The sequence below is a fragment of the Spirosoma arboris genome (assembly GCF_009754945.1).
Taxonomy (GTDB): domain Bacteria; phylum Bacteroidota; class Bacteroidia; order Cytophagales; family Spirosomataceae; genus Spirosoma; species Spirosoma arboris.
In genome coordinates, this window is the sequence record NZ_WPIN01000013.1 from 53,070 (window position 1) to 74,934 (window position 21,865).

Below are 21,865 nucleotides of genomic sequence, written 5' to 3' on the forward strand. Positions count from 1 at the left end.
CGGTTTTAATTATTCTATGCAACACGTTGCCCGGTTAATTCTAAAGCCAAATTTCGGTAATCGACTGCACCATGAGAATCTTTTGCATAAGTAAATATGTCTTGCTGTGCAATTTGCGATTCCTTCAATGCTACATTCAATCTTATCTCCGAATTAAAAATTGTGAAATTCGTCAAGACTCCTCCTCGAATGTAGTTAAGCATATCTCTATGAACATTCAATCGTCTATCGACTAAGGTCAAAACTATACCCTCTACCTTTAATTCGTGATTAATACGATCTCGTACCTGCATAATGCGCTCGAATAAGTTATTAATCCCTTTCATTGCGGATGCTTCTGGCTGAAGAGTAATTAAGCACGAATTAGAGGCAACCAAGGCTGAATTGGTGAATATATTAAGTGCGGGAGGACAATCAATTAGAATATAATCATACTGCGAGCGTAGTCCTGAAATTACATTTTTTAGCTGATTAACCCCTCCTACTGCCTGTACTAATTCCAAATCAGCATTGGCTAATTCTAAATCGCTCGGTGATAAATCGAAATTGCTACTGATTGATACAATCGGTAATGGTTCATTTTTTAATAGTGAATGAACTACCTGCTTTTGTGGCTCCTCTACTCCTAGTACTTGAGACAGATTGCCTTGTGAGTCTAAATCAATAAGCAATACACGATTTCCTAAAATCGACAGAGCCTTTCCAAGGTTTAACGTTGTTGTAGTTTTACCAACACCCCCTTTGTGATTTGCTATCGAGATCACTTTTGCCTTACGGGCTGAAAAATCGACGTAACCATATTTTTTTAGAATAGGGTATAATGATCCTAAGTGTTTTGCATTAAGAACCCTCCCACCCGCCAGAGCCTTTGTTAGTGTAGTTGTGGGTATACCTGCTTCTTGTTCAATAACTGAAGCTGATAATGCTGGATTCTGATGAAAAAACGTAAGTACGTCTGAGTTCGTGATCATAAGCCCAATAGCCAATATTTGTCCTAATATTAGGACAAATATTGGCTATTGTCAAGTAATGTGGACTAAAATCTATAATAAGGGTGAATATTTACTAATAAATTTAAAATCTATGCCTTAATTATGAGTAAAAGCCCCTCTAATTGCGAGTAAAGTACCGTCACGGGAATTTTACATTTCTGGTTTTTACAGGCTGATAGAAGTTTGCCTACGACCCCTTTTTTCCTGAATTTTTTCAAAAAAGCTCGCTATTAACTTAATTGGCTTAGCATTAATAATATTTAACCTATTAGTAAATTAAAGACTCTGTAACTATCTGATAAACAATTATTTATAAGGGGTAATTACGAGGAAACTACCGTTAATTACGAGGAAACTACCGTCTAACTGCGAGGAAACTACCGTTAATTACGAGGAAACTACCGTCTAACTGCGAGGAAACTACCGTTAATTATGAGGAAACCACCGTACCTACGAGGAAACTACCGTGAACTGCGAGGAAATAACCGTATTTACGAGGAAACTACCGTGAAAAGCCTATTTTTTCAAAGGTTGTCAAACAGCAACATTATATAAAGTGGTGATTTTAAAGCTATTGAATATCATCGGTTTTAAGAAATATCTATTTATAATCTATTGCGAGTAGAAGTACGTCAATACTTATAGATTTTCAATGAATTACGAGGAAACTACCGTGAAAAGATTGTTTTTACACACTTTTAAGCTCATTTCAAATGATTGATAAATCAATTGCGAGTAAAGTACCGTCAAAATTATAGCTTAATCATGTCCTGAATCAAGTAAAGACACTTATTCTTTATTCAGATATTCAGTCGCTCACAAAGTGACGGGCTTTTACTCGCAATTCATAAAAACAATGCTGACAATGCTTGGTAGTATTGTAAAAAATCCTCAACTTGAAGGATAGCTTGTAGGCTCAGGAGCTTTTTTTAGCTTTGTAATAAGACTCATATTATATGTCCAAAAGTACTAGGGCTGACGATTCTCAAACCGAATTATTCAGCAACGATTCAGAGTTCCTAGAAGCAGATAGGAGGGCTACAACTCGCCAAATAAGGCAAGATAATATGGTTGCCCAACATAACGACTTAGTTCGCGCTCGTTATGAAATGTCTTTGCTAGAGTCTCGTTTGTTCGTTTGTCTGCTAGGAAGAATCGATAGGAAGGACAAAGATTTTGTACTATGCCGCATTCCTGTCTCTGAACTATACCCGGATGAGAAAGTAGGAGGGAAGGCATATTCACAAGTACGTGAAGCTGTGGTTCGATTAGCCAGCCGGGTTATTCATGTAGAAACTAGAGATGAGCAGGGCAGACGAGAGATTGTTAGTAACCCGCTAATGGCAACTTGCCGTTACAAAGAAGGCTCAGGATACCTTATTGCCCAATTCAACAATTTCGTAAAACCGTATCTACTAGAACTTCAAGGTAACTTCACTGTTGCCGAAATACAGACCCTGCTAGGGTTTCGGAGTTTTTATTCATACAGGCTCTATTGGCTCCTCAAATCTTCGTCCTTTCACCATGATAAAATAAAACTGGAATTAGCTGCCCTTAAAAAAACATTAAATCTGGAGCAACGTTATCAGAATTTTGCCGACTTCAAACGCTTTGTTTTAGATATTGCTAAAAATGAGCTGAGTGTTACGGACATGGCCTTTGAATATGAGCAGATCAAAGAAGGAAGGGCTGTAAGTTCCCTACTTTTCTATCTATTACGGCCAGCCGTCATTACGCAAGACGAGATTAAGTTACCAGAAGGAACCCAACAAACATTAACTGAAATAGGAATAAGCCTAAAATCACTTAATGAAATAAAGGTACGCTTTCAACAGGAGCAACTTTCCGAAGACTATTTGCGATTCGTCATCAAGTATTACCAAGAAGCAAAAAAGAATGGTCGGATCAAATCCTCAGCAGGGGCCATCTATAAAGCACTAATGACCGACCAACTAAGCCAAGAATTTAAGGCTTGGAAAGCTGAACAGCCTATTTATCAGGCACCCAAATCAACACCAAAAGCACAGAATGTAGAAGTAATTGATTTAGAGGTCTTAAAAGAACAATTCACAACTTTACGGGGAAAAGGGCTTTCTGATTATAGCACATTTGAAGAATATTTAAACTGGATGTTAAGTCAGAAAGAATATGATATGGATATAGTTGATGGAAAAGAAGTATTGACTTATACAGAGATTAAGTAAAGATTGACTTCATTCGTCGCACTTCGAACTCACTATACTCTAGAGCGAAGAAACGACAACTACTGGAGTACTGCATACGTAGATTACTAAGCTGCGAATATACCTGAAAAACAGTGGTGGCTATAAATGGGCTACCGAACGATTCGTCAGTTATAGGTTTCAATGTCCCTTCACTATTCAAAAAGAACTCTTGGCAATTACCGTCCTCCATGTACAAAACATAACTCAGTGTTGTACTCTCCTGACCAGTTTCGATAGGCTCATCTACTTTAAACGGGACTTCAGGTTTATGGGTGCGCATAATGTTTATGGATTAGCATAATAACGCCTAAAATCGGGGTAAAACGTTACCGTTTTTGAGAGAGGTTTACCAACAGGACAAAACTGTGTACCATCGGGACAAAACTGTGTACGAACGGGGTTCACCTTTTTCGCTTTTGATCGTTATATAGCAAGAGCAAACCAACGTTAAATGAGTGAACTTAATCTTGTAAACCCTAAGCATGAAGAGGAGATCTACCGGCATGGGGATTTGGTCCTGACTGTGGGGCATAGGATCGATCCAGCGGCTGTTGATCTGCTAAAGCGTACCATTTATGGTACACGTGGGGTCCGATATCAGCACACCAACCAGGAAACCAAAATCAATGATTTAGTGAAGCCCCTGTTCTTTCACTTGCGTCAGGCTGATCGGCTGATTGGCACGTACTGCCTGGATGAACGAACGCTTGAGATGGGATCGGTACAAACAACCGGTTTCTATGGGCGTTACCTGGCTGTTGAGGAGACCTATTCTGGTAAAGGGTATGGCAGGTTGCTTAAGCAACAGGCAATGACCTATGTGGAACAGCAAACCCCCTCCCCTTTCCTATTTTATTCCTATATCGAAGCTAAAAATGTTCGTTCGGTAGCAATTTCTCAAAAGGAAGGATTTCAGTCAGTGGCCACGCTGAAAACCTACTTTTTTCGACGCTATTCACCTGTGCAGGATAAGCGATTCAGTGTGGCCACTGCTAATGATCTCCATCATATTCAACCGGTACTGAATCAAGTTTACCGATCCTACCGGTTTAAGACATTTGCCCACATTGGCTATCAGAATCAGTATTTTGTACTAAAGGAACAAGGCCAGATTGTGGCTGGCGTTCAGGCCAATCCCGTTTGCTGGCGATTTTATCAGATGCCTGGCGTAATGGGCTGGGTATTAATGAACCTGGTTCCCCTAGTTTCGGCAACCCGGCGCTTTTTTAATCCAGCCCGGAACGAGTTTGTGGTCATGGAAGGCCTGTATTATCAGAAAGGTCGACCTGAGTTGCTTCGAATCCTACTCGAAAGTGTGCTGGCTCATTTTGGCCTTCATTCGGCCATGTGTGAAATCGATCAGAGCGATCCGCTGGTGCCGCAGCTGCTGCACTCATCCATGGGCGCCTTAAGTGGCTTTGAAAAGGGTGTCAACACGTATGTTCTGGTAAAAGCTACAGGCTTATCCGAGCATCACGTGCAGGCAAAATCACCTGTCTACGTTTCCTGCTTCGACTATGCCTAAATCCACAGACCAAATGAGAACGGATGAGATTGGCCTTCAGGCCTTACTGGAGAGCTCCCGGCAGAAGCTGACCAAACCGTTTGCCCGAACGCAGCGAACGTTGCTGGTGATGCTCAATGCCAGCTATATCATACTGACGCCCATTTTTCTGATCATGGAGAAGCTGGCCAGCGGCCACTTTGTTCCGCACCCGATTTTAGGTTATATCTACGCAGCCGTCGGATTGGCTAACCTGGCTTCTTTTCTCTACAATGGCTTACTCTTGATGGGTATTCAGTCCATAAACCTGTTGGGCTGGAAAGGATCAATAACTAATGATCGTAAGCTGGATATTATTCTGAGGTGGGCAAGTCTACTTTCAATTATGCTGATGAGCGTCTGCCATATGTTGGGTGTTGGCAATCCAAGTAGCGACGCGATTTTAACCGACTTTGCCCTGGCTCATTCGCTCATTGTACTGTCAGCTATGCTGATTGGTCGTCAGGCCTCGTTCGTTTGGTTCCTGCTGGTGATCGGTCTGCTCGTTTACGTATCATTCGTACAAAAAGGCTATTCGTACCAATTTAATTATCTGACTCCCCGTGAATCGGTGCGTTATGAACTAGCCCTCAAGCAGCGTCAGCCCTGGGCTTTGGCCCGGCAGCAGGAGCTTAAAGTCAATGCGCTTAATCCGCCAACCGTCTCCCGTTATTTTAATACCTGGCTGGTTTTTATTCTGATTGCTTTTTTTACGGCCTATTTCTTCATGAGTATCACGCTCGACGTGTTCAACGTGATTCCGACCGTAACGGAAGATATCAAAGAGGCTATCAACGCTTCCAAACGACAGGAGATGGCTATCGAGCGGGAACGGAGTCAGGCCGAAGAGCAGCGGCTTCAGCTCAGGGAGCAGACTCTTCAGGCAGAGTTAAGAGCACTAAAATCTCAGATCAACCCGCATTTCCTCTACAACACCCTTTATCACTTCTACATTAAAAGTTCGGATGCATTACCCGATCTGAGCCAGGCTATTCTGAAACTATCGGACATTATGCGCTACAGCATGCAGGATGATTTGCACCTAGTCAATCTGGATGGTGAAATCAATTACATGAATCACTTCATTGCTCTTCACCAGGAGCGCAATAACAACAAACTTTATATTGATTTTACAGTCAAGGGCATGACGGCCGAGAAAATGATTCCACCCTTTGTGTTCATTAGCTTGGTGGAGAATGCCTTTAAACATGGTAAAATGAATGAAGCTGCTCACCCGCTAATTATTCGCATTGAGACGACCGAAACCAGCATACTTTTTTATTGTAGCAATCGGAAGAATCAAAAAAACCGGCCAGAATCCAATAACATCGGCCTAACGAACCTGATTCGTCGACTGGAGTTAACCTATGAGGGTCGATACGAATACTCCGTTAATCAGGATGAGCTTCAGTACAGTTGTCAGTTAATTATACATACCTAACCATTTATTCCCTTTTTTATGGCAGCGCTCTCCTGCATTGTTGTCGATGATGAAGAAATGGCCATCGAGCACCTAAAAGGCTACATTGCCAAAGTCCCCTTTTTAATAGTCGAGGGATCGTTTACGGATCCGACCCAGGCCCTTGCCTTTCTGGAGAACCACGCCGTCGAACTGGTATTTCTGGACATTGAGATGCCTAATTTTGCTATTGATGGCCTGGATTTCATGAAGATCAGGGGCAATAAACTGAATTACATCCTCACAACCTCCTACCCCAAATACGCGCTCCCCAGCTATGATTATGATGTGGTTGACTTTCTCTGTAAGCCCTACCCGTTTGATCGGTTTTTGAAGGCCGTCAACAAGGCCCGTGCACTGAATGAAGTCTCGTCAGAGGTGTCCGAATCAGAGGACCATACGTATGTTCGGGTTGATGGCAAGCTGCAACGCATCGACTTTACCGAAATACTCTGGATTGAAAGTGAGCGAACGTACGTTTCCATTTATACGCTGACCGATCGCATCAACCTACATCTTTCGATGAGTGAATTGGAGGTCATACTACCTACCAAGCTTTTTGTCCGGGTTCATAAATCATACATCGTCGCCAAAAAGAAAATTGACTTGGTAGAGAAAGAGCAGCTGGGCATCAAAAAAGAAAGCCAGACTAAGCTCATACCGATCGGAGAGGCTTACAGAAAAAACCTGATGAAGGCGATTTTCCCGAATCGTAAGAAGTAGGGTAAAGACAAAGAAATAAGTGATTATATCAACTTAATCACGTTAAAAATTAAAAGGGCCTATAAATCAAGACCAGCGAAACAGAAACATAGAGTAGTGGTAATACCCACCTCTTTAGCATATGCAAAGTATCTTGTGAGCCTCTTAACCGACCACTGATAAAAAAGCAATGGCTGTTACAATAATCAACGAACCCATTACCCAATCAGCCCATCGAATAGCCTGGTTAATGGTTTCAACTTGAAAGTTGACCAAAACTATTGTAACAAAAAGCAAAAACATCGTTATCACTTTTGCAACTACCTGAATCTTAAATTCTGTACTGACTTCTGACTGATTAGCATTCATGCTATTAAAATCTAAAGATTACTACCTAGCTAGGTGGAGGTTCCATTTAGGATTACGTCTTTTGAAGGATCTGACGACGATTATTAAATTCACCAATTTCCAGTGCATAAATCCGGCAGATTGGTGGATACTTGGGACGTAATTCCTCTCGTTTTTTGAGTGCTTGCCTAAGTATTTTGAACTCCTGGGGTTGTTCATTACCCGGATCCGTTAGACCAATAAGCTTGCCATCTGCCGATAAGAAGAACTCTTTCCCGCCACCGTCTTCAAGGTTAATTACGTAATTCATTTCTGTAGTGAGCCAATGTATAGTGGATATAAATGGGGTGTTAGCGTCGAACAAAACTAGCTATTTCTCTTTGATTGGCCGTTACCTTTCGCCTGATCGTCTCCAGCTAACCGCTGGACCCGGGCGTTCTCCTTTTCCTTTTGAATCAAATCTTTTAGAGCAGGCAGTTGGCTCGCTTCCAGACAAATTCCATTTTCTAGCTTCACCTGGGCTAAGGGGTTTAAAAAACCATATTGACCTCGTTGATTGAGGGTTAGTGACATTGTAGCGCCCTGTTCTTCGGCCTGTTGACGAAACTGCTGTAAGGAGCGGTTCATCTGGGTTGCAGAGTTGCCATAAAGTAGCTCCACACCCTGTTCATCCTTGATGGTGAAGCCAAACTTCTCCCCTAGCTTTACTTCTCGAACCAGCTCCTGATTAAAATCCTTGCTATTCGACTTTTTAATTTGAATCCGTTGGTCTAATTGCGTTAACTCCAAAAGCGTCTGACTAACCAGTTGAAGCGAGCCCGAAGCTTCCGGAATATTCAGAACAAACTGCTTCTGATTGTGCCCCACTGTAATCAGTTGACCATTCAACTCCTTTTTTTCCAGCGGATCGGCATCAGTTGAAAACTGAGCTTGTACGCTTTTGTTGAAGGCTTCTATTCGGTCCAGTAACGCTTCCCACATCGATCGGTATTCCTCTTGCTCTGGCAAGAGGTAGCCAATCCGGTTAATACCCGCTACCGTTGGCGTTAATGGGAATTTCGTAGCTGATAGCTGCTGAATGAATTGCAGATCAAACAAATGACCTTTCGAGTCATTATCAAACGCTAAGTTGATTTTCCAGTCGACCGCTTTGTCAAATGAAGCGATATACCGACTAATCGTATTCACTTGTTGAGCCGTAAGCTGGCCACCGGTGGAAAAGTAAACGGCATCAAAATTCTCATCTCCTCGAATGGTCCGCAGCTGCTTATGTGAAAGCGCATCAATGCCACTTTCCAGAATAAAGAATCGCGCTGGTTTCGGTGGTGGATTGGAAATAAATACACTGCTGTAGCGATCACTGCCCGGCGCGTGCAACTTCACATTTTCGTTACGAAGCTCCAGACCTGTCACTTCAGTTGACAACCCGTTGTAATAGGGGAAGGCTACGTTGTTAAAGGTGATGTATTTACGCTCCGGGTGTTCCTTGGCCACTAAAAAGCTTTCCGACTCTCCTTTTTGCGGATCAAAATACGATACCTGAGAAACGACCTTGTTGGCAAATTCAGGGCTCAAAATCGTCTGGGGAGCAATTTCACGTTTGTTCAGGTAATTATCAGCTTCGAGGGGCCTGATATCAAAGATATCTTTAGCAAAGGCTTGCTTTGGCTTATCGTCGGTTAGTCTGGCCGTTGCCTGGCGATTCTGTGAAACAACTGATGGATCCACCCGCAGGTAATCATAGATCACGTTGGTTATGTTCTTGAATTCATGCTCCGAAGGCCGATTAAAAGTGGAAAAAACGGTCGTCAGTCGGTTACGAATGAAATCAATGATGGTACCCGAGTCAGTAAAATCACCAGCGCGCTGGTACACTTGCTGAGCGGCATCCTGAGGGTTTTTGATGATAATGGTATCATCATATAAGGCGTTCTCTAGTACCGGTCGACTCTTGCCTTTGCGCAGCTGGATTTCATAGCCATACTGCACAGCCAACTCACCAATGGAGACGTTAGCCCGTAATTCCTGAACTGGGATCAAGTTGGGAAAGCGCTCCTTGAGTTCATCAAACTTTGTCATTTTATGTAGTGGTAGGTAAGAATTAGCTAATCTTTTTAGCCTGCCGCTTTATTGGTTCTCCCGATGTTGGCTCAGGCAGATCTTTGATCGTTTCTAGCTGCTTGTGGGTGGGAATTGTTGTCCCCGCAGTCGTTTCCTGATTGAGGGTTTGATCGGTCTTGGCACCTTCGTTATTGTGGGCAATCTGCTGATGAAATTGCCGATCAGGTGTTATCTGAACATCTAACCGGTTAACATCAGAAAATTGTAGGGCTTGGCGCGCGGCCGATACAGATACCGTCGCGGTGAACGGTTCCCCCTGTTGATCGAGTAGGCCAGCTAATTGTACCGAATGGCCACTAATCAACTGTAACTGCTGCTCTTTGGTCAGATCAATCCCCAGAAGATTTGTCGGTAGCTGCTCGGTTCGAACCTGCCACAATTCAACCGTATTGGTCTGATCATCCACCCGTAGAAAGGTTGGAACTAAACTACCATTCTCAGCCATCAGTAAAGGCCTCGCCAAAGCGCCCTCCTGCAGGAGTTGATTCCGTTCGTCGGAGCTTAAGCGAATACCGCCGATTTCTTCGGGGATGGTTAGGGATTGTAGAATCGGAGTTACCCGAATGTCCGGTCCGGCCTCCGTCATCACAATGCGTAAACTACCTTCCAGTTTCAAATCGGGGGTTAGATAAATAATCAGAGGTACGGTCTGTTTGCCGGAAAAGAGTGCTTCAGCTACCTGAGGCCAGGCTGATAGCCGCTCGGGACCCCATCCGATCTGTTCCAGATTTTTCTCCAGCTGCAACTGGTAAGGCTCAAGTTGCTTTCGTAGCACAGCCGATTGCTCCTCAGGGCTTAAAAAATTATCGGTTAAAGCGTATTGCCAGGCCGCTTGTCCCTGACTAAGACTGGGAGCAATATTGTCGAGGCCATCTGCTTGTGTACGCGCATAATTGATGGATTCGGCTTCCATAAAATGGGCGTTTTGAAGGTTTTAAGATTGATATTTTAGTAAAGGTATAAATTATACCTATGGCAAAAATAGAATCTGTAAAATAGTAAGGGGAAAGTTACACTATCTGTAATGGGCTAGTTTTCTTTTGAATCGTTTCACCAGAAAATGAACCTTATTTTAAACCAACAAGACATAAAAAAACGGGTCATTTTAACCCGTTTTCGTTGATTGGCTGAAATAACCTTATAAGCTCAGCAGTTCAGCAGCCTGGGGTAATTCAGTTTCCGAACCGTAAAGGTCTTTATCTTCCAGAGGCTCATACCCTAGCTGGCGCAACTGATTCGTCAAATCCTCATACCCTTTGTTCAGCAACCGGCTTAACTGGTGAATCTGATTACTGATCTTCAGAAGTTCATTCCCCGATGAAAGCATCATGGGTATTCGGCTATTGTCCTCAAACAGAATCCAATCCAGGTTATAGCCGTATCCCCGGTAAAATAGAAGTAAGGCAACCAGGGCGTGCGTTGTGCCTCCTAAGCCATTTTCGAGCCGGTAAACCTTATGTTTTTCCAGTCCGCATTTATCCCCCACATCCTGCGTGTTGAGCTTAGTACCCAGCCGATCGCTGAGGTGTTTCCGTAGGCTGACCAGTCGGTCGCTAATTACGTCTGTCATTCGTAGTTTGCAGTTTGGGCGTTTTGGGTAGGAATTTAGTTTTTTCTACGAGTCTGGAAAGTTCCGTCTCGACCAATGCCCCGATATCAGCTTTGATCTGTTTGTAATTTTCCAACACACTGTCTTCAGGACTCTGCTGAGCAAAAATAGAAAAGTCCGGTAATTCCTTTGCTTTTTGTTCTTTCTCAAACTCAGCCACATCAATCGCCAGTCGGGCATGAAACGCTTTTTTATCGCTTTCCTGACCAACGTTATCCGAGAGAACCCCCGCAAACCAGCCCTGACTGAGCTGAGCCATTTTAGCGGCTGGTACCATCCAGTTCAACTCGGTTGAAAAACCGTGTGTGGTATCCTCCGACTGAACATTGATATTTTCTTTTCGCTGCACGTTTTTACCAATCCGGTTCTGCATGGCCTCCGCCGTTTTGTCAAACACTTGCCCCGAAATGATATTACCACAGGTGTTTTTTATCGACTCCGCTTCTTTGGTACCATAATCTTTCTCCAACTGCGAAAAGTCCTGCATCCCAATCGTAACAGCTACCCGGTTACTACGTGCCGTTTGGATAAGCTCACCGATGCCTTTAAAATAAATGGTGGGTAGTTCGTCGACGACGAGTGAGGACGGATGTTGACCCGATTTGTTGATCAGGCTCATAATCCTGTAGTTATACAAACCCAATGCCGCTCCGTAGGTATCTTTCACGGTCTGATTGTTGCCTAAACATACGATTTTGGGTTCGTCCGGATCATTTATTTCGAGCGAGAAATCATGCGCGCTCATCGTCCAGTAAAGCGCCGGGCTGGCCACCCTGGCTAATGCGATCTGCGCGGTTGATATCTGGCCTTCCAACTGATCGACCGCCCCCCCTTGTGCTGCCGACGCAAACGGAACTGTCAGGGTGGCCAGGTCAGGATGGTCCATCAGAATGGGGATGATTTCCCGGTAGTTGCGCGTAGCCAGCTCGATCAGGTGCGGAAATGTGCAGTACTGGCCCTGATCATAGGTGCGCAGATACCAGATCAGCGTAGCCACGTAGTTGATGGGGGATTCAACAAAGTACTCCCCTTGCCGCTCGACCCACTTTCGGTTGAGATTCATCAGCATCATACGAGCGGTTTCAACCGCATGCGATATCGTGGGTATATAGCCGGGATGGATTGGATTGCTGCGGTGCGACTTTCGGGGATCATCAAAATTGATGCAATAGAATCTCATCTTTTTAGGGAGCACCTTTCTGTGCTTAATCATCGCATTATAGGTGACCATGGTAAGCGACGGGTATTTGAAATCATAGACGTACATCGACAGCCCTTTCTCGATGTGCTGCCGGATGACCGAATGAATAACCCCATAGGTTTTACCGGATCCGGGCGATCCCATCAGCAGCAAGGCCCGGAAGGCCGCTGATATATTGAGCCAGCCTTTTCGCTTTCCCTCAAATTCGTACTCAGTTGGAATGTTAACCGAATAAGGATTCGTTAGTAACCTTTCTTCCTGGGGAAAGGTCTCATTGGCTTTGTTGAATTTATCCTTTCCCAGCGTCGAGCCTAATAACCGGTTAATGCCCTGCGTCCCTTTGAGCAGGTAAAGCACTCCAACTATGGTCGTTACCAGGTAGACAATACTGAGTGTAGGTACATCCAGCCGCCGAAGGATCCAGTCACTATTTTCCCGAAGCAGAAACGTAGAGCCGATGTAAAGCAGAATGCCAAAAAGTATCGTTTTAACAACCTGGCTGACCTGTAGCGTAGCGGACTTGACGCCACGACTGCTAATTCCGTAGCCGCCAATGCACAAACCAGCTGCCATCTTACACGGCCACGGACTTCCGAACAAAGTAGGATTAGCGGCAAATTTTCCAATAATGGTATCGACTAAGGGATTGGATACGCCAAGCTCCACAAAGAAATTATGCAGCTCTACGTACAAATGGATGGCTAAGGCACCTAACCCAAACCATAGTACGATTTCGGCATTGTGATTGAGTTGTTTTCGGTCTTCTCTCATTGGATTGACGAGTAAATGTTAATATTAGGTCCATTCAGGATAATCGGGGTTTGTGGGCTCGTTTAAGCATTTTCTTTAATTCATATTCACTGGTTTGCTCATCACCACCTCTGCCGATGGCGTTCAGCAACTGCCGTATTAATTCTACATTTTGCATGGATTCCTGGTCTTGAATTTGATTGGTTGGCGTGCTGGTAAAATCGGTTTCCTCCGGCTTGGGAGTAAGCTTAGGGGTAAGTTTAGGAGTGAGTTCGGAGTCAGTCTCACGGATATTGGGAGGCCTGTATGTTTCCCCCAGCGAAGCTTTTAAAGCCCCTGCGGTAAATTGCTTTCCTAATTCACTACCGGTGTATATGGCTCGCTGCTGAACATCGATAAATGAGATACCAAACAGGATACCATCTTTACCCACATGGGGAAGTACTTCAACGCCAGCTTTGGAGAGATTCTGTTGAAAGCTATCCCATGATCGACTTTCGTTCAGCAGGGGTTCGGTTTTGGCCCTGAGCCTCGCAACCCGGTCCCCTTTCACTTTCTTACCGACTTTCATTCGACGGTTAACCGTGTCCATAGTTGGCTGATAGGGGAGGCTACTGGCTTTAAATGCAGTTCCCTGGGTGATTTTATGGCTGTCGATGGCTGAATACACCAGACCAGGACTTTTACCCTTCAGCTTTACTTCTGTGGCTTTGACGTTGTAGATACTGAGCAGCTGGTTGAACTGCGAAAAGCTACTGAAGGTAAAGTCCCTCAAAATACCATTGACTATGGTAGATACATCCCGTTTTAGGTCCCCCCTCCCATAGTCAATCGGCTCAAGTTTGGTCCGCTCTGGACGCAACGCTGTCCGTTCTGCGATTTGTAAGCCAAATTCGATTTCGATGGACTGACGGAGTTTATTCGACCGCTCCCGTTCAAAGTTGTCAGGTAATTTTTTGCCCGTATCGTCGACCCGGACCGAAACGATATGAATATGGGTATGGTCCGTGTCGTAATGCTGATAAACAACGTAAGGCTGCCGGTCGTAACCCATACCAGCCATATACCGGTCAGCAATCGCGAGCAGATCGTCTTCAGATGGATTTTCGCCTGGCGCAAACGAGAGACTCACGTGAAAGGTTGGCTTTTTGATCAGCTCATTTCCCGCAGCTTGGTCTTCCAGCTGTTCGGCAATGGTCGACAACCTTAATTCCTGCACATTCTGATTAATGCCTTCGTAATTGCGGACGGCTAACCGTTGTGCTTCACCTCTCCCAACTTTCTCCTCGTTGTAATAAACGGCACCGGTGGGACTTGCTCCGCTACTAATTCGTGCCACCATTTGCCTTCTATTTAAAGGGGTCTTCCTGACTAAGTAAAACTATTAATCGCCCAAATTCCGAATCGAAGCCATTCACCCTTTGCACCATTTTTTCCACTTCACGCTGGAGATTCTGGTAGTCTGTGGTACTATTGATTCGCTTCCTCGATTGATTGATACTGACACCAATTCGTAATAGATCAGCTCTCATTTCCCGCAATAGTGACAAGGCTGACTCCTGATAGGTACTATGTTGAGGCTTCATTCGCATGGGTTTATCTAGGCAAATTGTGCGAATAAACTTGGATAAATCAGCTGATTTTGTGGTTGCTTTACGATCCATTAGGCGGATGAATTCCTGCTCATTAAAGAGCACTTTAACCGCTCGCGTTTTCGATTCTGATGACTGTTTCTTGGGCGCTCCTCCCTTGTTTATTTTAGTTTCCATAAGGTTATTGGTTATTTCTGACCGACTTTGAATACTTCTCAACTCCTGCTTGCACGGCGATAGCAAGATGTGTTTTTATGGCCATAAAAACACATCTTGCTATCGCCGTGCAAGCAGGATAATAGCCGAGTAATTCTATGTTATTGACGTGACAAGGTGATTCGTCATTCAGATAACTAGGTGACCAATCTTCCTGGAGACTTGTCTCTTACCAACCACATTCTAAAGATCTAATAAAGTGACTCGTCTTATCTGCACGTATGCCCATAATCGCCTTGTCACGTCGTCACTTAATCTCCTAGTTATTTGGTCTCTTACATGACTTGTCTTAATGATGATTATACTATACACAATTGCGATGATGTGACAAAGAGACTAATCGCATAAGTGATTTGTCACTCACGTGCGTGATCACGCACGTTACATTTGGTATTTTAATTTTTTTCGTTTTGCTTTAGGGCATTAATCAAATAAGATAATTCATGACCTCTTCAAATTCGCAGTTTCAAACTGAGACTACTGACGGGGCTCTAGGCTCACCTGCTGTTATTGCATTTGCTACCCAAAAAGGAGGTATGGGCAAAACCACACTTTCCGTTTTAGTTGCTTCCTGGCTTCATTACAAGCGAAGAATAAAGGTGGCTATACTAGATGTTGACGGTGCTCAGCTATCTGTCTACAATCAGCGCATTCGGGAGAGCCAGCAGATTCAGGACGATTCGCACGCCAGTGCTAAATTGGAAGAGCAGAACATTGAGCCCTACCCAATTCTTTCCGGCAATCCTGCCGATGTTCCTGAGCTACTGGCTGATATGCCTGAGGGAATACAGGTGGTATTTATCGATATGCCCGGTAACATCGATGTAGCTGGCTACGAAACGGCTCTCAAGACTGTGGACTACCTGATCGTGCCAATGGAAACCTCTGAGTATTCCGTAACCACAGGCATCAACTACCTGAATGCAATTCAGGAAATTAACCTGCTTCCCGTTGAGCGCTGTCGAATCGTTTGGAACAAATACAAGCCTTCACGAGATGGCGAATTAGCAGATCTGCTGGAGGAGCGTTTTAAAACCATTGGCCTGGAATGTCTGAAGAGCCGCATACCGCAGCGAGATTCCTATCAGGACTCGGCAAACCGGTCGACGCTATTCCCCATGCCTGTTAACTACCTACGTAACAGTGGCCTCAAGGATCTATTTCCTGAAATCGAAATGCTCCTAAACTTAACAGCAAAACCGATCAGCGATGAAGAATGAGAATAAACGCCTGAGCGATGTAACCCGTCAGAACTCAACCGATCGGGTCAATAAGTTCGCCAACTCGTTAATGCCAATGGCGCCCAAACCAAAGGTTGATCAACCGAAGGAGGAAGCAACTGCATCGCCGGTTGAGTCAACACCGGAACATGAGCCTATTCAACCTACGCAAGTTGCTCTGGGTAGCGAACCGCCTAAAGCGCTCGTAAAAGCGGAAAGAGTCCGTAAAACGGTAAGCTTTTCAGTCGACGATGTGGTAAGCATAGCTACGAAAGAAGGGGATGTATTCAACAAGATGGTCCGGATTACCGATGATCATCACGAACTGCTTCGAGAGCTTTCTTATAAATACCGTAAGAACATGAATACCATTGTCCGCAATTTGATTGACCTGTTGGATCAGGCTTATCAAAAAGAAAAGAAAGGAGGGGAGGGCCATGCTTAATCAGTACACCTGGTGGGACTTTGCCAAAGTGGTTGGAGTCGCCGTTGTCGTTTACTACATCTACGTATTTTGGAAGTATTACCGGGAAGATATCCGGGAGTGGATCGCCAATCGGGGGACCAAACCCGCTAAATCCGATTCGGGCGCAGTGGAGGAAGAGGATAGCTCAGGACTATATTCCGTAAAAAACTACGAGAATAGACCCTATGAAACCCTACAAATGAATCCGGCGACTGCGCCTGATGAAGTATTTCCGTCAACAAGCAGCTTGAATGAAACCGAACTAACTGGAATAGCCATTTACCAGGATGCTGAATTTACCCTTCCCCTTCAGGGCACGGTTCAACGTTCGACTGAACGTTCATTATCCGAACTGTTGAACACAGCACAGCGCATAATGCTTACTGAAACAGGTAAGCTTTCCTCAAAAGACCCCAGTGATACCGAAGCGGATAAGCTGGCCACCGTTATCAATCAGCAAAAGGAGAGCAAGGGCCTATTGACCGGTATCCCGTTCACTCGTTAAGTAAGATGTCAAAGAACATTGGTTACCGCGTCAACATGTCGTACTGATAGGTACGTTTCTTTCATGCTATAGAGCACTATTAGGGTCAGACACTCCGTCTGGCCTTTTTTATTGCCAAGTTATAACATCATTTCGAAAAATACATATTATGTTATTTTTCTATAAATAAAGTTCATAAAAAGACATTATATACTATAATAGATCGTTAATAAGGCCAGTCAGTCTGTTAAGCAAGTCATGAAAAGCCGCACAGTTAAGATTATATATTGTCATTTCTAAGGAATATTAAAATATTTTTGATTTTTATTTAACTGATTTATAGTTTATTAAACATAAATTTTAAATTTTAGCTTTAAAAATTATACATCAATGTATTACATATTTTAAAATACAATATTAATTTAGTTTCATAATTTAAATTATTTCCCCTAATTCTTTCGTCAAAAACCTCTTCCCATGTTCAAACGGACAAAATTTCTAGCTATGCAGGTTGCGCTGCTCGTGGACCTGCTGTTTATGACCACACTGGCCAATTCGCAGGCAACCGGTAATGGAGCCGCTGCCTTAAGCACGACCGCTACAACGATCCGCAGTTACGCAACAGCAGCCCAAACCATCATCCTGGCATTGGGTGTAGTCATTGGATTAATCGGGGCTGTGCGTGTGTACTCCAAGTTTCACAATGGCGATCCTGACACGCAGAAAGCAGTAATGAGTTGGTTTGGGGCTGCGCTATTTCTAGTCGCTGTCGGTACGATTCTAACGGCCTTCTTCGGATAATGCTGGAGATCAACAAAGGCATCGGTAAGCCCGTCGAGTTTCGAGGCCTAAAGGGTACTTATTTGTATCTATCTGTCGGCATCGTCATTGGTAGCTTACTACTTGCCCTGACGCTTTACGGACTATTCGGCTTAAACACTTACATGGCCACGCTCATTGTCGTGGGCAGCGCCCTGGGGGGCATTTGGTTCTGCATTCGGCTTTCCGCAAAATACGGTGTATCGGGTCTACTCAAACTGGAAGCAACCCGCAATCAACCTAAGGCCATTTTGATTTCGTCGGCTAACCCATTTTCTCAGCTCCGTGAAACTAAACGCTCGAAGTCTCGAAACCGCGCTGCCACTGCTAGCCGTTGAAAATAACTGTCTGATCAGTAAGATGGCGGACATTACGGTGGGTTTCCGGCTTCATCTGCCCGAAATCTTTACGCTCTCCGGAGAGGATTATCGCACGCTCCACAGCGCCCTGGTAAAAGCCATCAAGCTAATGCCCGTTGGCACCATGATTCATAAACAGGATTGGTTTACCGAGGAACGTTACCAGCCCGATCTGGAGCAAGGCGATGATAGTTTTCTGACTCAGGCATTCCACCGACATTTCGTCGAGCGGCCCTTCCTGAATCATTATTGCTACCTCTACATTTCCAAACTGCCCAAACATCGCCAGAAGCAAAAAAGCAATGGCCATAGTTTGACCCGGCGTCGTCTGGTTCCAAAAGAACAGATGAGTGCACGCGAACTACAGCCATTCTTTGATGCCGTATCGCAATTCGAGCGGATCCTGTTGGATGGTGGAATTACGGCTCAGCGATTGACCGATGAGGAGCTGGTAAGTGGGAAAGGGGATAAAGGCATTGTGCCTAATTATTTCCGTCTTCAGCCTGATGGAAACCGGAAAGTGATTCTGGAAGATTGGGACATTGACGGCCGGGTCCGGATCGGATCTAAAGATGTGCTCTGTTTTACGCTATCGGATGCCGAGACGCTACCTCAAGCGGTCGATATCATGGCCAACTATGGACCGCTCTCATCAGATAGCACCCAGTTTGCTGTTGGTAATGTACTGCCTGTTGGGCTCATGCTTCCCTGCAACCACGTCTATAACCAGTATATCTGTTTAGATGATGCACAGGCCGCTTTACGGAAATTTGAGCAAACCGCCCGAAATCTGAATTCCCTTTCCCAGTTCTCTTCAGAAAACGCCATTAACCGGGATTGGACAACGCGGTACATTCAGGAAGCCATTCAGCATCAGCGAACGGTTTGTCGATCGCACTTCAATGTGATGGTCTGGACCGAAAAGCCAGAGCAGCTGGATTACCTTCGGGCCCGTACCTCTTCAGCCATTGCTCAGCTGGACTGTTTGCCCAAACAGAACACAATGGATGCGGCCAGGCTGCTCTGGGCGGGTATACCTGGCAATGCGGGGGATCTGCCACTCGACGAAACGTTTTACACCTTCGTTGAGCAGGCCGTTTGCTTTTTCAATCTGGAGTCAGTTTACCAGTCTTCCTTATCACCTTTTGGTATTCGACTCTGTGATCGGCAGGGCAAACCGGTTTGGGTTGATCTGTCGGATGAACCCATGCAGAAAGGTTGGGTGACTAATCGCAACAAGTTCGTAATCGGGCCATCTGGATCGGGTAAATCCTTTTTCATGAATCACCTGGTACGTCAGTATTATGAGCAGGATACACACATCTTACTAGTCGACGTCGGCCATTCGTACCGGGGCTTATGTGAACTCGTTCGCCGGAAAACAAGGGGGAAAGATGGCATCTATCTGGCCTATGAAGAGGATAAACCCATTACGTTCAATCCCTTCTACGTTGAAGATGGGTTTTATTCGATTGATAAAGTAACGTCTATCAACACACTACTTAAAACGCTCTGGAAGAATGAAACCGAAAGCTTCTCCAGAACCGAGGAAGTAGCGCTTTCGGATGCCGTGGAAGAATTTATCAAACAGGTTAAGAAAGGTAGGGCAGAGGCCTCGTTTAACGGCTTTTACGAGTACTGTAACGATGAGCAGGGGTTTCGGGCCTTCCTGAAGGAAAAGAAGTATACGGACAAGTATTTCGACATTGAGCAGTTCATCATCACCATGCAGCCATTTTACAAGGGTGGTAAGTATGACTATCTGCTCAACTCGACGATGAACGTGGATCTTCTCAATAAACGGTTCATTGTCTTCGAGCTGGACAACATTAAGGATCATCCAATTCTATTCCCCATTGTGACGCTGATTATTATGGAAACCTTCGTCACCAAAATGCGCCGGTTGGATCTGGCAACCCGGAAAATGATGGTGATCGAGGAGGCCTGGAAAGCGATCGCTAAAGAGTCGATGGCTGATTACATCAAGTATCTGTTCAAGACAGTACGGAAACACTTTGGTGAAGCGCTGGTGGTCACTCAGGAAATTGATGATATCATCGGTAACAATATTGTTAAAGACGCCATTATCAACAACTCCGATTGTAAGATTCTGCTCGATCAGAGTAAGTATCAGCACCGGTTCGAAGAGATACGTCAGTTGCTGGGTCTGTCGGAGAAACAGAAGCAATTGATCCTTTCGGTCAATAAAGACAATGATCAACGCCGGAAATATAAGGAGGTCTTCATTGCACTGGGAGCCAGGGCCAAAGTCTACGCTACCGAAGTTAGCCTGGAGGAATATGCGGCCTATACGACGGAGTCTCCTGAAAAAGCTGAGGTCATTCGTCGAACTTCTCAGAACGGTGGCGATATCCAGGTGGCCATCATTGACTTTGCCGATGCCAGGCGAAAACCAGAATTAGCCTGACGGATTCGAGGCAAGTAAAAACGGGCTGCTAGTCAGCGAATTACATGCCTTGTCGGTTTGTGAGTTAAGCAAACAGCCGATCAAAAACACCAGCTGTAGGCCCAAATAACAAGACCTGTTTACTCAATCGACACGAGGTCTTTATCGGTTCATTTTTATCCATTCTATCGACATGATCTTACTCCAGCTACCCGGTGGGAGCACCTACATCGACTATGGATTCTATCAGAAGTTTTCGTCGATGGAGGCTGCCATTACCACGGCTTACTCCGAAGTGCAGCAGGGTATGGGCAACCTGGGAGCAGTAGCCTCTTCCATTGCTGCAATTGCAGCAACTTTCTACATAGGTATGCGCGTTCTGGGCCATTTCGCCCGGGCGGAAAGCATCGATGTGTTCCCGCTGCTGCGGCCGTTCGCCATTGGCTTTCTCGTCCTCAATTTCACCATGGTTACCGACTTTTTAGACGCGCTCATGAAACCGGTTGAAGTCGTCACTCAAAATATGGTCGACGTGCAGACAACCCGTATTCAGCAGCTAGAAGAGATGCGTCAGGATAAACTAGCTGAAAAGATGAACCAGCTGGATAAAAAGCTGGAAGAAACCAGTATGTGGTCCGCAACGGGGCAGTACTTGGCACTCATCACGGAGAAATTCAAAGTATACCTCGACGAGGGGTTTCAGCAGGTGCTCAAAAACCTGTTTTACGCCTTGTTCCTGGCCGCTCGCCTGGTTATTCTGACCACCCGAGCCTTCTTTTTAATTGTCCTAACGATCGTTGGTCCGCTGTCTTTTGCCCTGGCTATCTTCACTGGCTTTCAGGATTCACATTTGATGTGGATTGCCCGATATGTACAGATTTCGTTATGGTTTCCACTGGCCAACATTCTGGGTACTATTGTCACCTATCTGCAAGGCAAGGTCATTGCGCTTCAGTATCTGGAGCTAACTAACAACGTTCCTGACGAAGCGCAAAGTGGCGATATCATCTACATGGTCTTTATGATCATTGCCACGATGGCCTATTTCACCATTCCAACGATTGCCTCCTACATCATTTCTTCCTCGGGTGTGGGTAACGCGTTACAGCGGATGACGAACATGACTTCCGCTATGGTCATGGGCACGGTTATGCCAGCTGCGGGTATGGTGGGGGCTGCTGCAGTAGCGGGTGGAAACGGTGTCGCCAGGGGAGTAGGGGCCGCAGCTGGCTTAGGCTGGGAGGTCGCTGCGGGTGTAGGGCAGACGGCCGCTAATTATGCCCAATACTACGGCACAGCAGCTAAACAGGAATTTCAAAACATGCGAAATATTTCTAAAAGCTCCGATTAAC

21 protein-coding genes are annotated in these 21,865 nt (G+C 45.0%); 11 read left to right on the forward strand and 10 right to left on the reverse strand.

Going from position 1 to position 21,865, the window contains the following annotated elements; all coding sequences use genetic code 11:
• Positions 1–14: 14 nt before the first annotated feature.
• On the reverse strand, positions 15–971 hold the full coding sequence (locus GO755_RS27835) for a ParA family protein (protein WP_157588593.1): 957 nt from the start codon (positions 969–971) through the stop codon (positions 15–17).
• Positions 972–1,948: 977 nt separating this feature from the next.
• Between GO755_RS27835 and GO755_RS27840 the strand changes: the two genes are divergently transcribed.
• Positions 1,949–3,196 (forward strand): replication initiation protein, encoded by a 1,248-nt coding sequence (locus tag GO755_RS27840; protein WP_157588594.1) that lies wholly within the window; start codon positions 1,949–1,951, stop codon positions 3,194–3,196.
• Here the strand turns inward: GO755_RS27840 and GO755_RS27845 are convergent.
• Complete coding sequence (locus GO755_RS27845) at positions 3,189–3,497, reverse strand: hypothetical protein (protein ID WP_157588595.1); 309 nt, start codon at positions 3,495–3,497, stop codon at positions 3,189–3,191. The genes GO755_RS27840 and GO755_RS27845 overlap by 8 nt on opposite strands.
• A gap of 171 nt (positions 3,498–3,668) precedes the next feature.
• On the opposite strand from GO755_RS27845, the gene GO755_RS27850 reads away from it, so the two are divergent.
• The 3 genes from GO755_RS27850 to GO755_RS27860 are packed head-to-tail and all read left to right on the forward strand — an operon-like array spanning position 3,669 to position 6,942.
• Complete coding sequence (locus tag GO755_RS27850) at positions 3,669–4,742, forward strand: GNAT family N-acetyltransferase (RefSeq protein ID WP_157588596.1); 1,074 nt, start codon at positions 3,669–3,671, stop codon at positions 4,740–4,742.
• On the forward strand, positions 4,735–6,201 hold the full coding sequence (locus GO755_RS27855) for a sensor histidine kinase (RefSeq protein WP_227687112.1): 1,467 nt from the start codon (positions 4,735–4,737) through the stop codon (positions 6,199–6,201). Before GO755_RS27850 ends, GO755_RS27855 begins: the two co-directional genes overlap by 8 nt.
• An 18-nt stretch (positions 6,202–6,219) precedes the next feature.
• Positions 6,220–6,942, forward strand: a complete 723-nt coding sequence (locus GO755_RS27860) for a LytR/AlgR family response regulator transcription factor (protein ID WP_157588597.1) — start codon at positions 6,220–6,222, stop codon at positions 6,940–6,942.
• A gap of 144 nt (positions 6,943–7,086) precedes the next feature.
• Here the strand turns inward: GO755_RS27860 and GO755_RS27865 are convergent, their stop codons facing one another.
• From GO755_RS27865 to GO755_RS27900, 8 genes are all read right to left on the reverse strand, one after another.
• The gene (locus GO755_RS27865) at positions 7,087–7,290 is read right to left on the reverse strand and encodes a hypothetical protein (protein ID WP_157588598.1); all 204 of its coding nucleotides are present in this window, start codon (positions 7,288–7,290) and stop codon (positions 7,087–7,089) included.
• 52 nt (positions 7,291–7,342) lie between these two features.
• Positions 7,343–7,579: a hypothetical protein gene (locus GO755_RS27870; RefSeq protein WP_157588599.1), complete on the reverse strand. Its 237-nt coding sequence runs from the start codon at positions 7,577–7,579 to the stop codon at positions 7,343–7,345.
• Between the two features lie 56 nt (positions 7,580–7,635).
• Positions 7,636–9,348 (reverse strand): toprim domain-containing protein, encoded by a 1,713-nt coding sequence (locus tag GO755_RS27875; protein WP_157588600.1) that lies wholly within the window; start codon positions 9,346–9,348, stop codon positions 7,636–7,638.
• A 22-nt stretch (positions 9,349–9,370) separates the two neighbouring features.
• Complete coding sequence (locus GO755_RS27880; protein WP_157588601.1) at positions 9,371–10,303, reverse strand: DUF3945 domain-containing protein; 933 nt, start codon at positions 10,301–10,303, stop codon at positions 9,371–9,373.
• Positions 10,304–10,528: 225 nt separating this feature from the next.
• On the reverse strand, positions 10,529–10,960 hold the full coding sequence (locus GO755_RS27885; protein WP_157588602.1) for a hypothetical protein: 432 nt from the start codon (positions 10,958–10,960) through the stop codon (positions 10,529–10,531).
• Positions 10,944–12,971, reverse strand: a complete 2,028-nt coding sequence (locus tag GO755_RS27890; RefSeq protein WP_157588603.1) for a YWFCY domain-containing protein — start codon at positions 12,969–12,971, stop codon at positions 10,944–10,946. Before GO755_RS27890 ends, GO755_RS27885 begins: the two co-directional genes overlap by 17 nt.
• Before the next feature lie 34 nt (positions 12,972–13,005).
• Positions 13,006–14,292: a relaxase/mobilization nuclease domain-containing protein gene (locus GO755_RS27895; RefSeq protein ID WP_157588604.1), complete on the reverse strand. Its 1,287-nt coding sequence runs from the start codon at positions 14,290–14,292 to the stop codon at positions 13,006–13,008.
• A 7-nt stretch (positions 14,293–14,299) separates the two neighbouring features.
• Positions 14,300–14,719: a hypothetical protein gene (locus GO755_RS27900; RefSeq protein WP_157588605.1), complete on the reverse strand. Its 420-nt coding sequence runs from the start codon at positions 14,717–14,719 to the stop codon at positions 14,300–14,302.
• A gap of 482 nt (positions 14,720–15,201) precedes the next feature.
• Between GO755_RS27900 and GO755_RS27905 the strand changes: the two genes are divergently transcribed.
• The 7 genes from GO755_RS27905 to GO755_RS27935 all read left to right on the forward strand — a co-directional run bounded on the left by GO755_RS27905 (position 15,202) and on the right by GO755_RS27935 (position 21,864).
• Positions 15,202–15,978, forward strand: a complete 777-nt coding sequence (locus GO755_RS27905) for a ParA family protein (RefSeq protein ID WP_157588606.1) — start codon at positions 15,202–15,204, stop codon at positions 15,976–15,978.
• Positions 15,968–16,423, forward strand: a complete 456-nt coding sequence (locus GO755_RS27910; RefSeq protein WP_157588607.1) for a hypothetical protein — start codon at positions 15,968–15,970, stop codon at positions 16,421–16,423. Before GO755_RS27905 ends, GO755_RS27910 begins: the two co-directional genes overlap by 11 nt.
• On the forward strand, positions 16,416–16,949 hold the full coding sequence (locus GO755_RS27915) for a hypothetical protein (protein ID WP_157588608.1): 534 nt from the start codon (positions 16,416–16,418) through the stop codon (positions 16,947–16,949). The genes GO755_RS27910 and GO755_RS27915 overlap by 8 nt, the downstream gene beginning before the upstream one ends.
• A 456-nt stretch (positions 16,950–17,405) precedes the next feature.
• Entirely contained in the window at positions 17,406–17,729 is a 324-nt protein-coding gene (locus GO755_RS27920; RefSeq protein WP_198174955.1) for a DUF4134 family protein, read from the forward strand.
• Positions 17,729–18,085 carry a DUF4133 domain-containing protein gene (locus GO755_RS27925; RefSeq protein ID WP_157588609.1) on the forward strand — a complete coding sequence of 119 codons (357 nt, stop codon included), beginning with the start codon at positions 17,729–17,731 and terminating at the stop codon, positions 18,083–18,085. Before GO755_RS27920 ends, GO755_RS27925 begins: the two co-directional genes overlap by 1 nt.
• Entirely contained in the window at positions 18,033–20,534 is a 2,502-nt protein-coding gene (locus tag GO755_RS27930; RefSeq protein WP_317165970.1) for a TraG family conjugative transposon ATPase, read from the forward strand. The genes GO755_RS27925 and GO755_RS27930 overlap by 53 nt, the downstream gene beginning before the upstream one ends.
• 172 nt (positions 20,535–20,706) lie before the next feature.
• The gene (locus tag GO755_RS27935) at positions 20,707–21,864 is read left to right on the forward strand and encodes a hypothetical protein (RefSeq protein ID WP_157588610.1); all 1,158 of its coding nucleotides are present in this window, start codon (positions 20,707–20,709) and stop codon (positions 21,862–21,864) included.
• The last annotated feature ends 1 nt before the right edge of the window (position 21,865 follow it).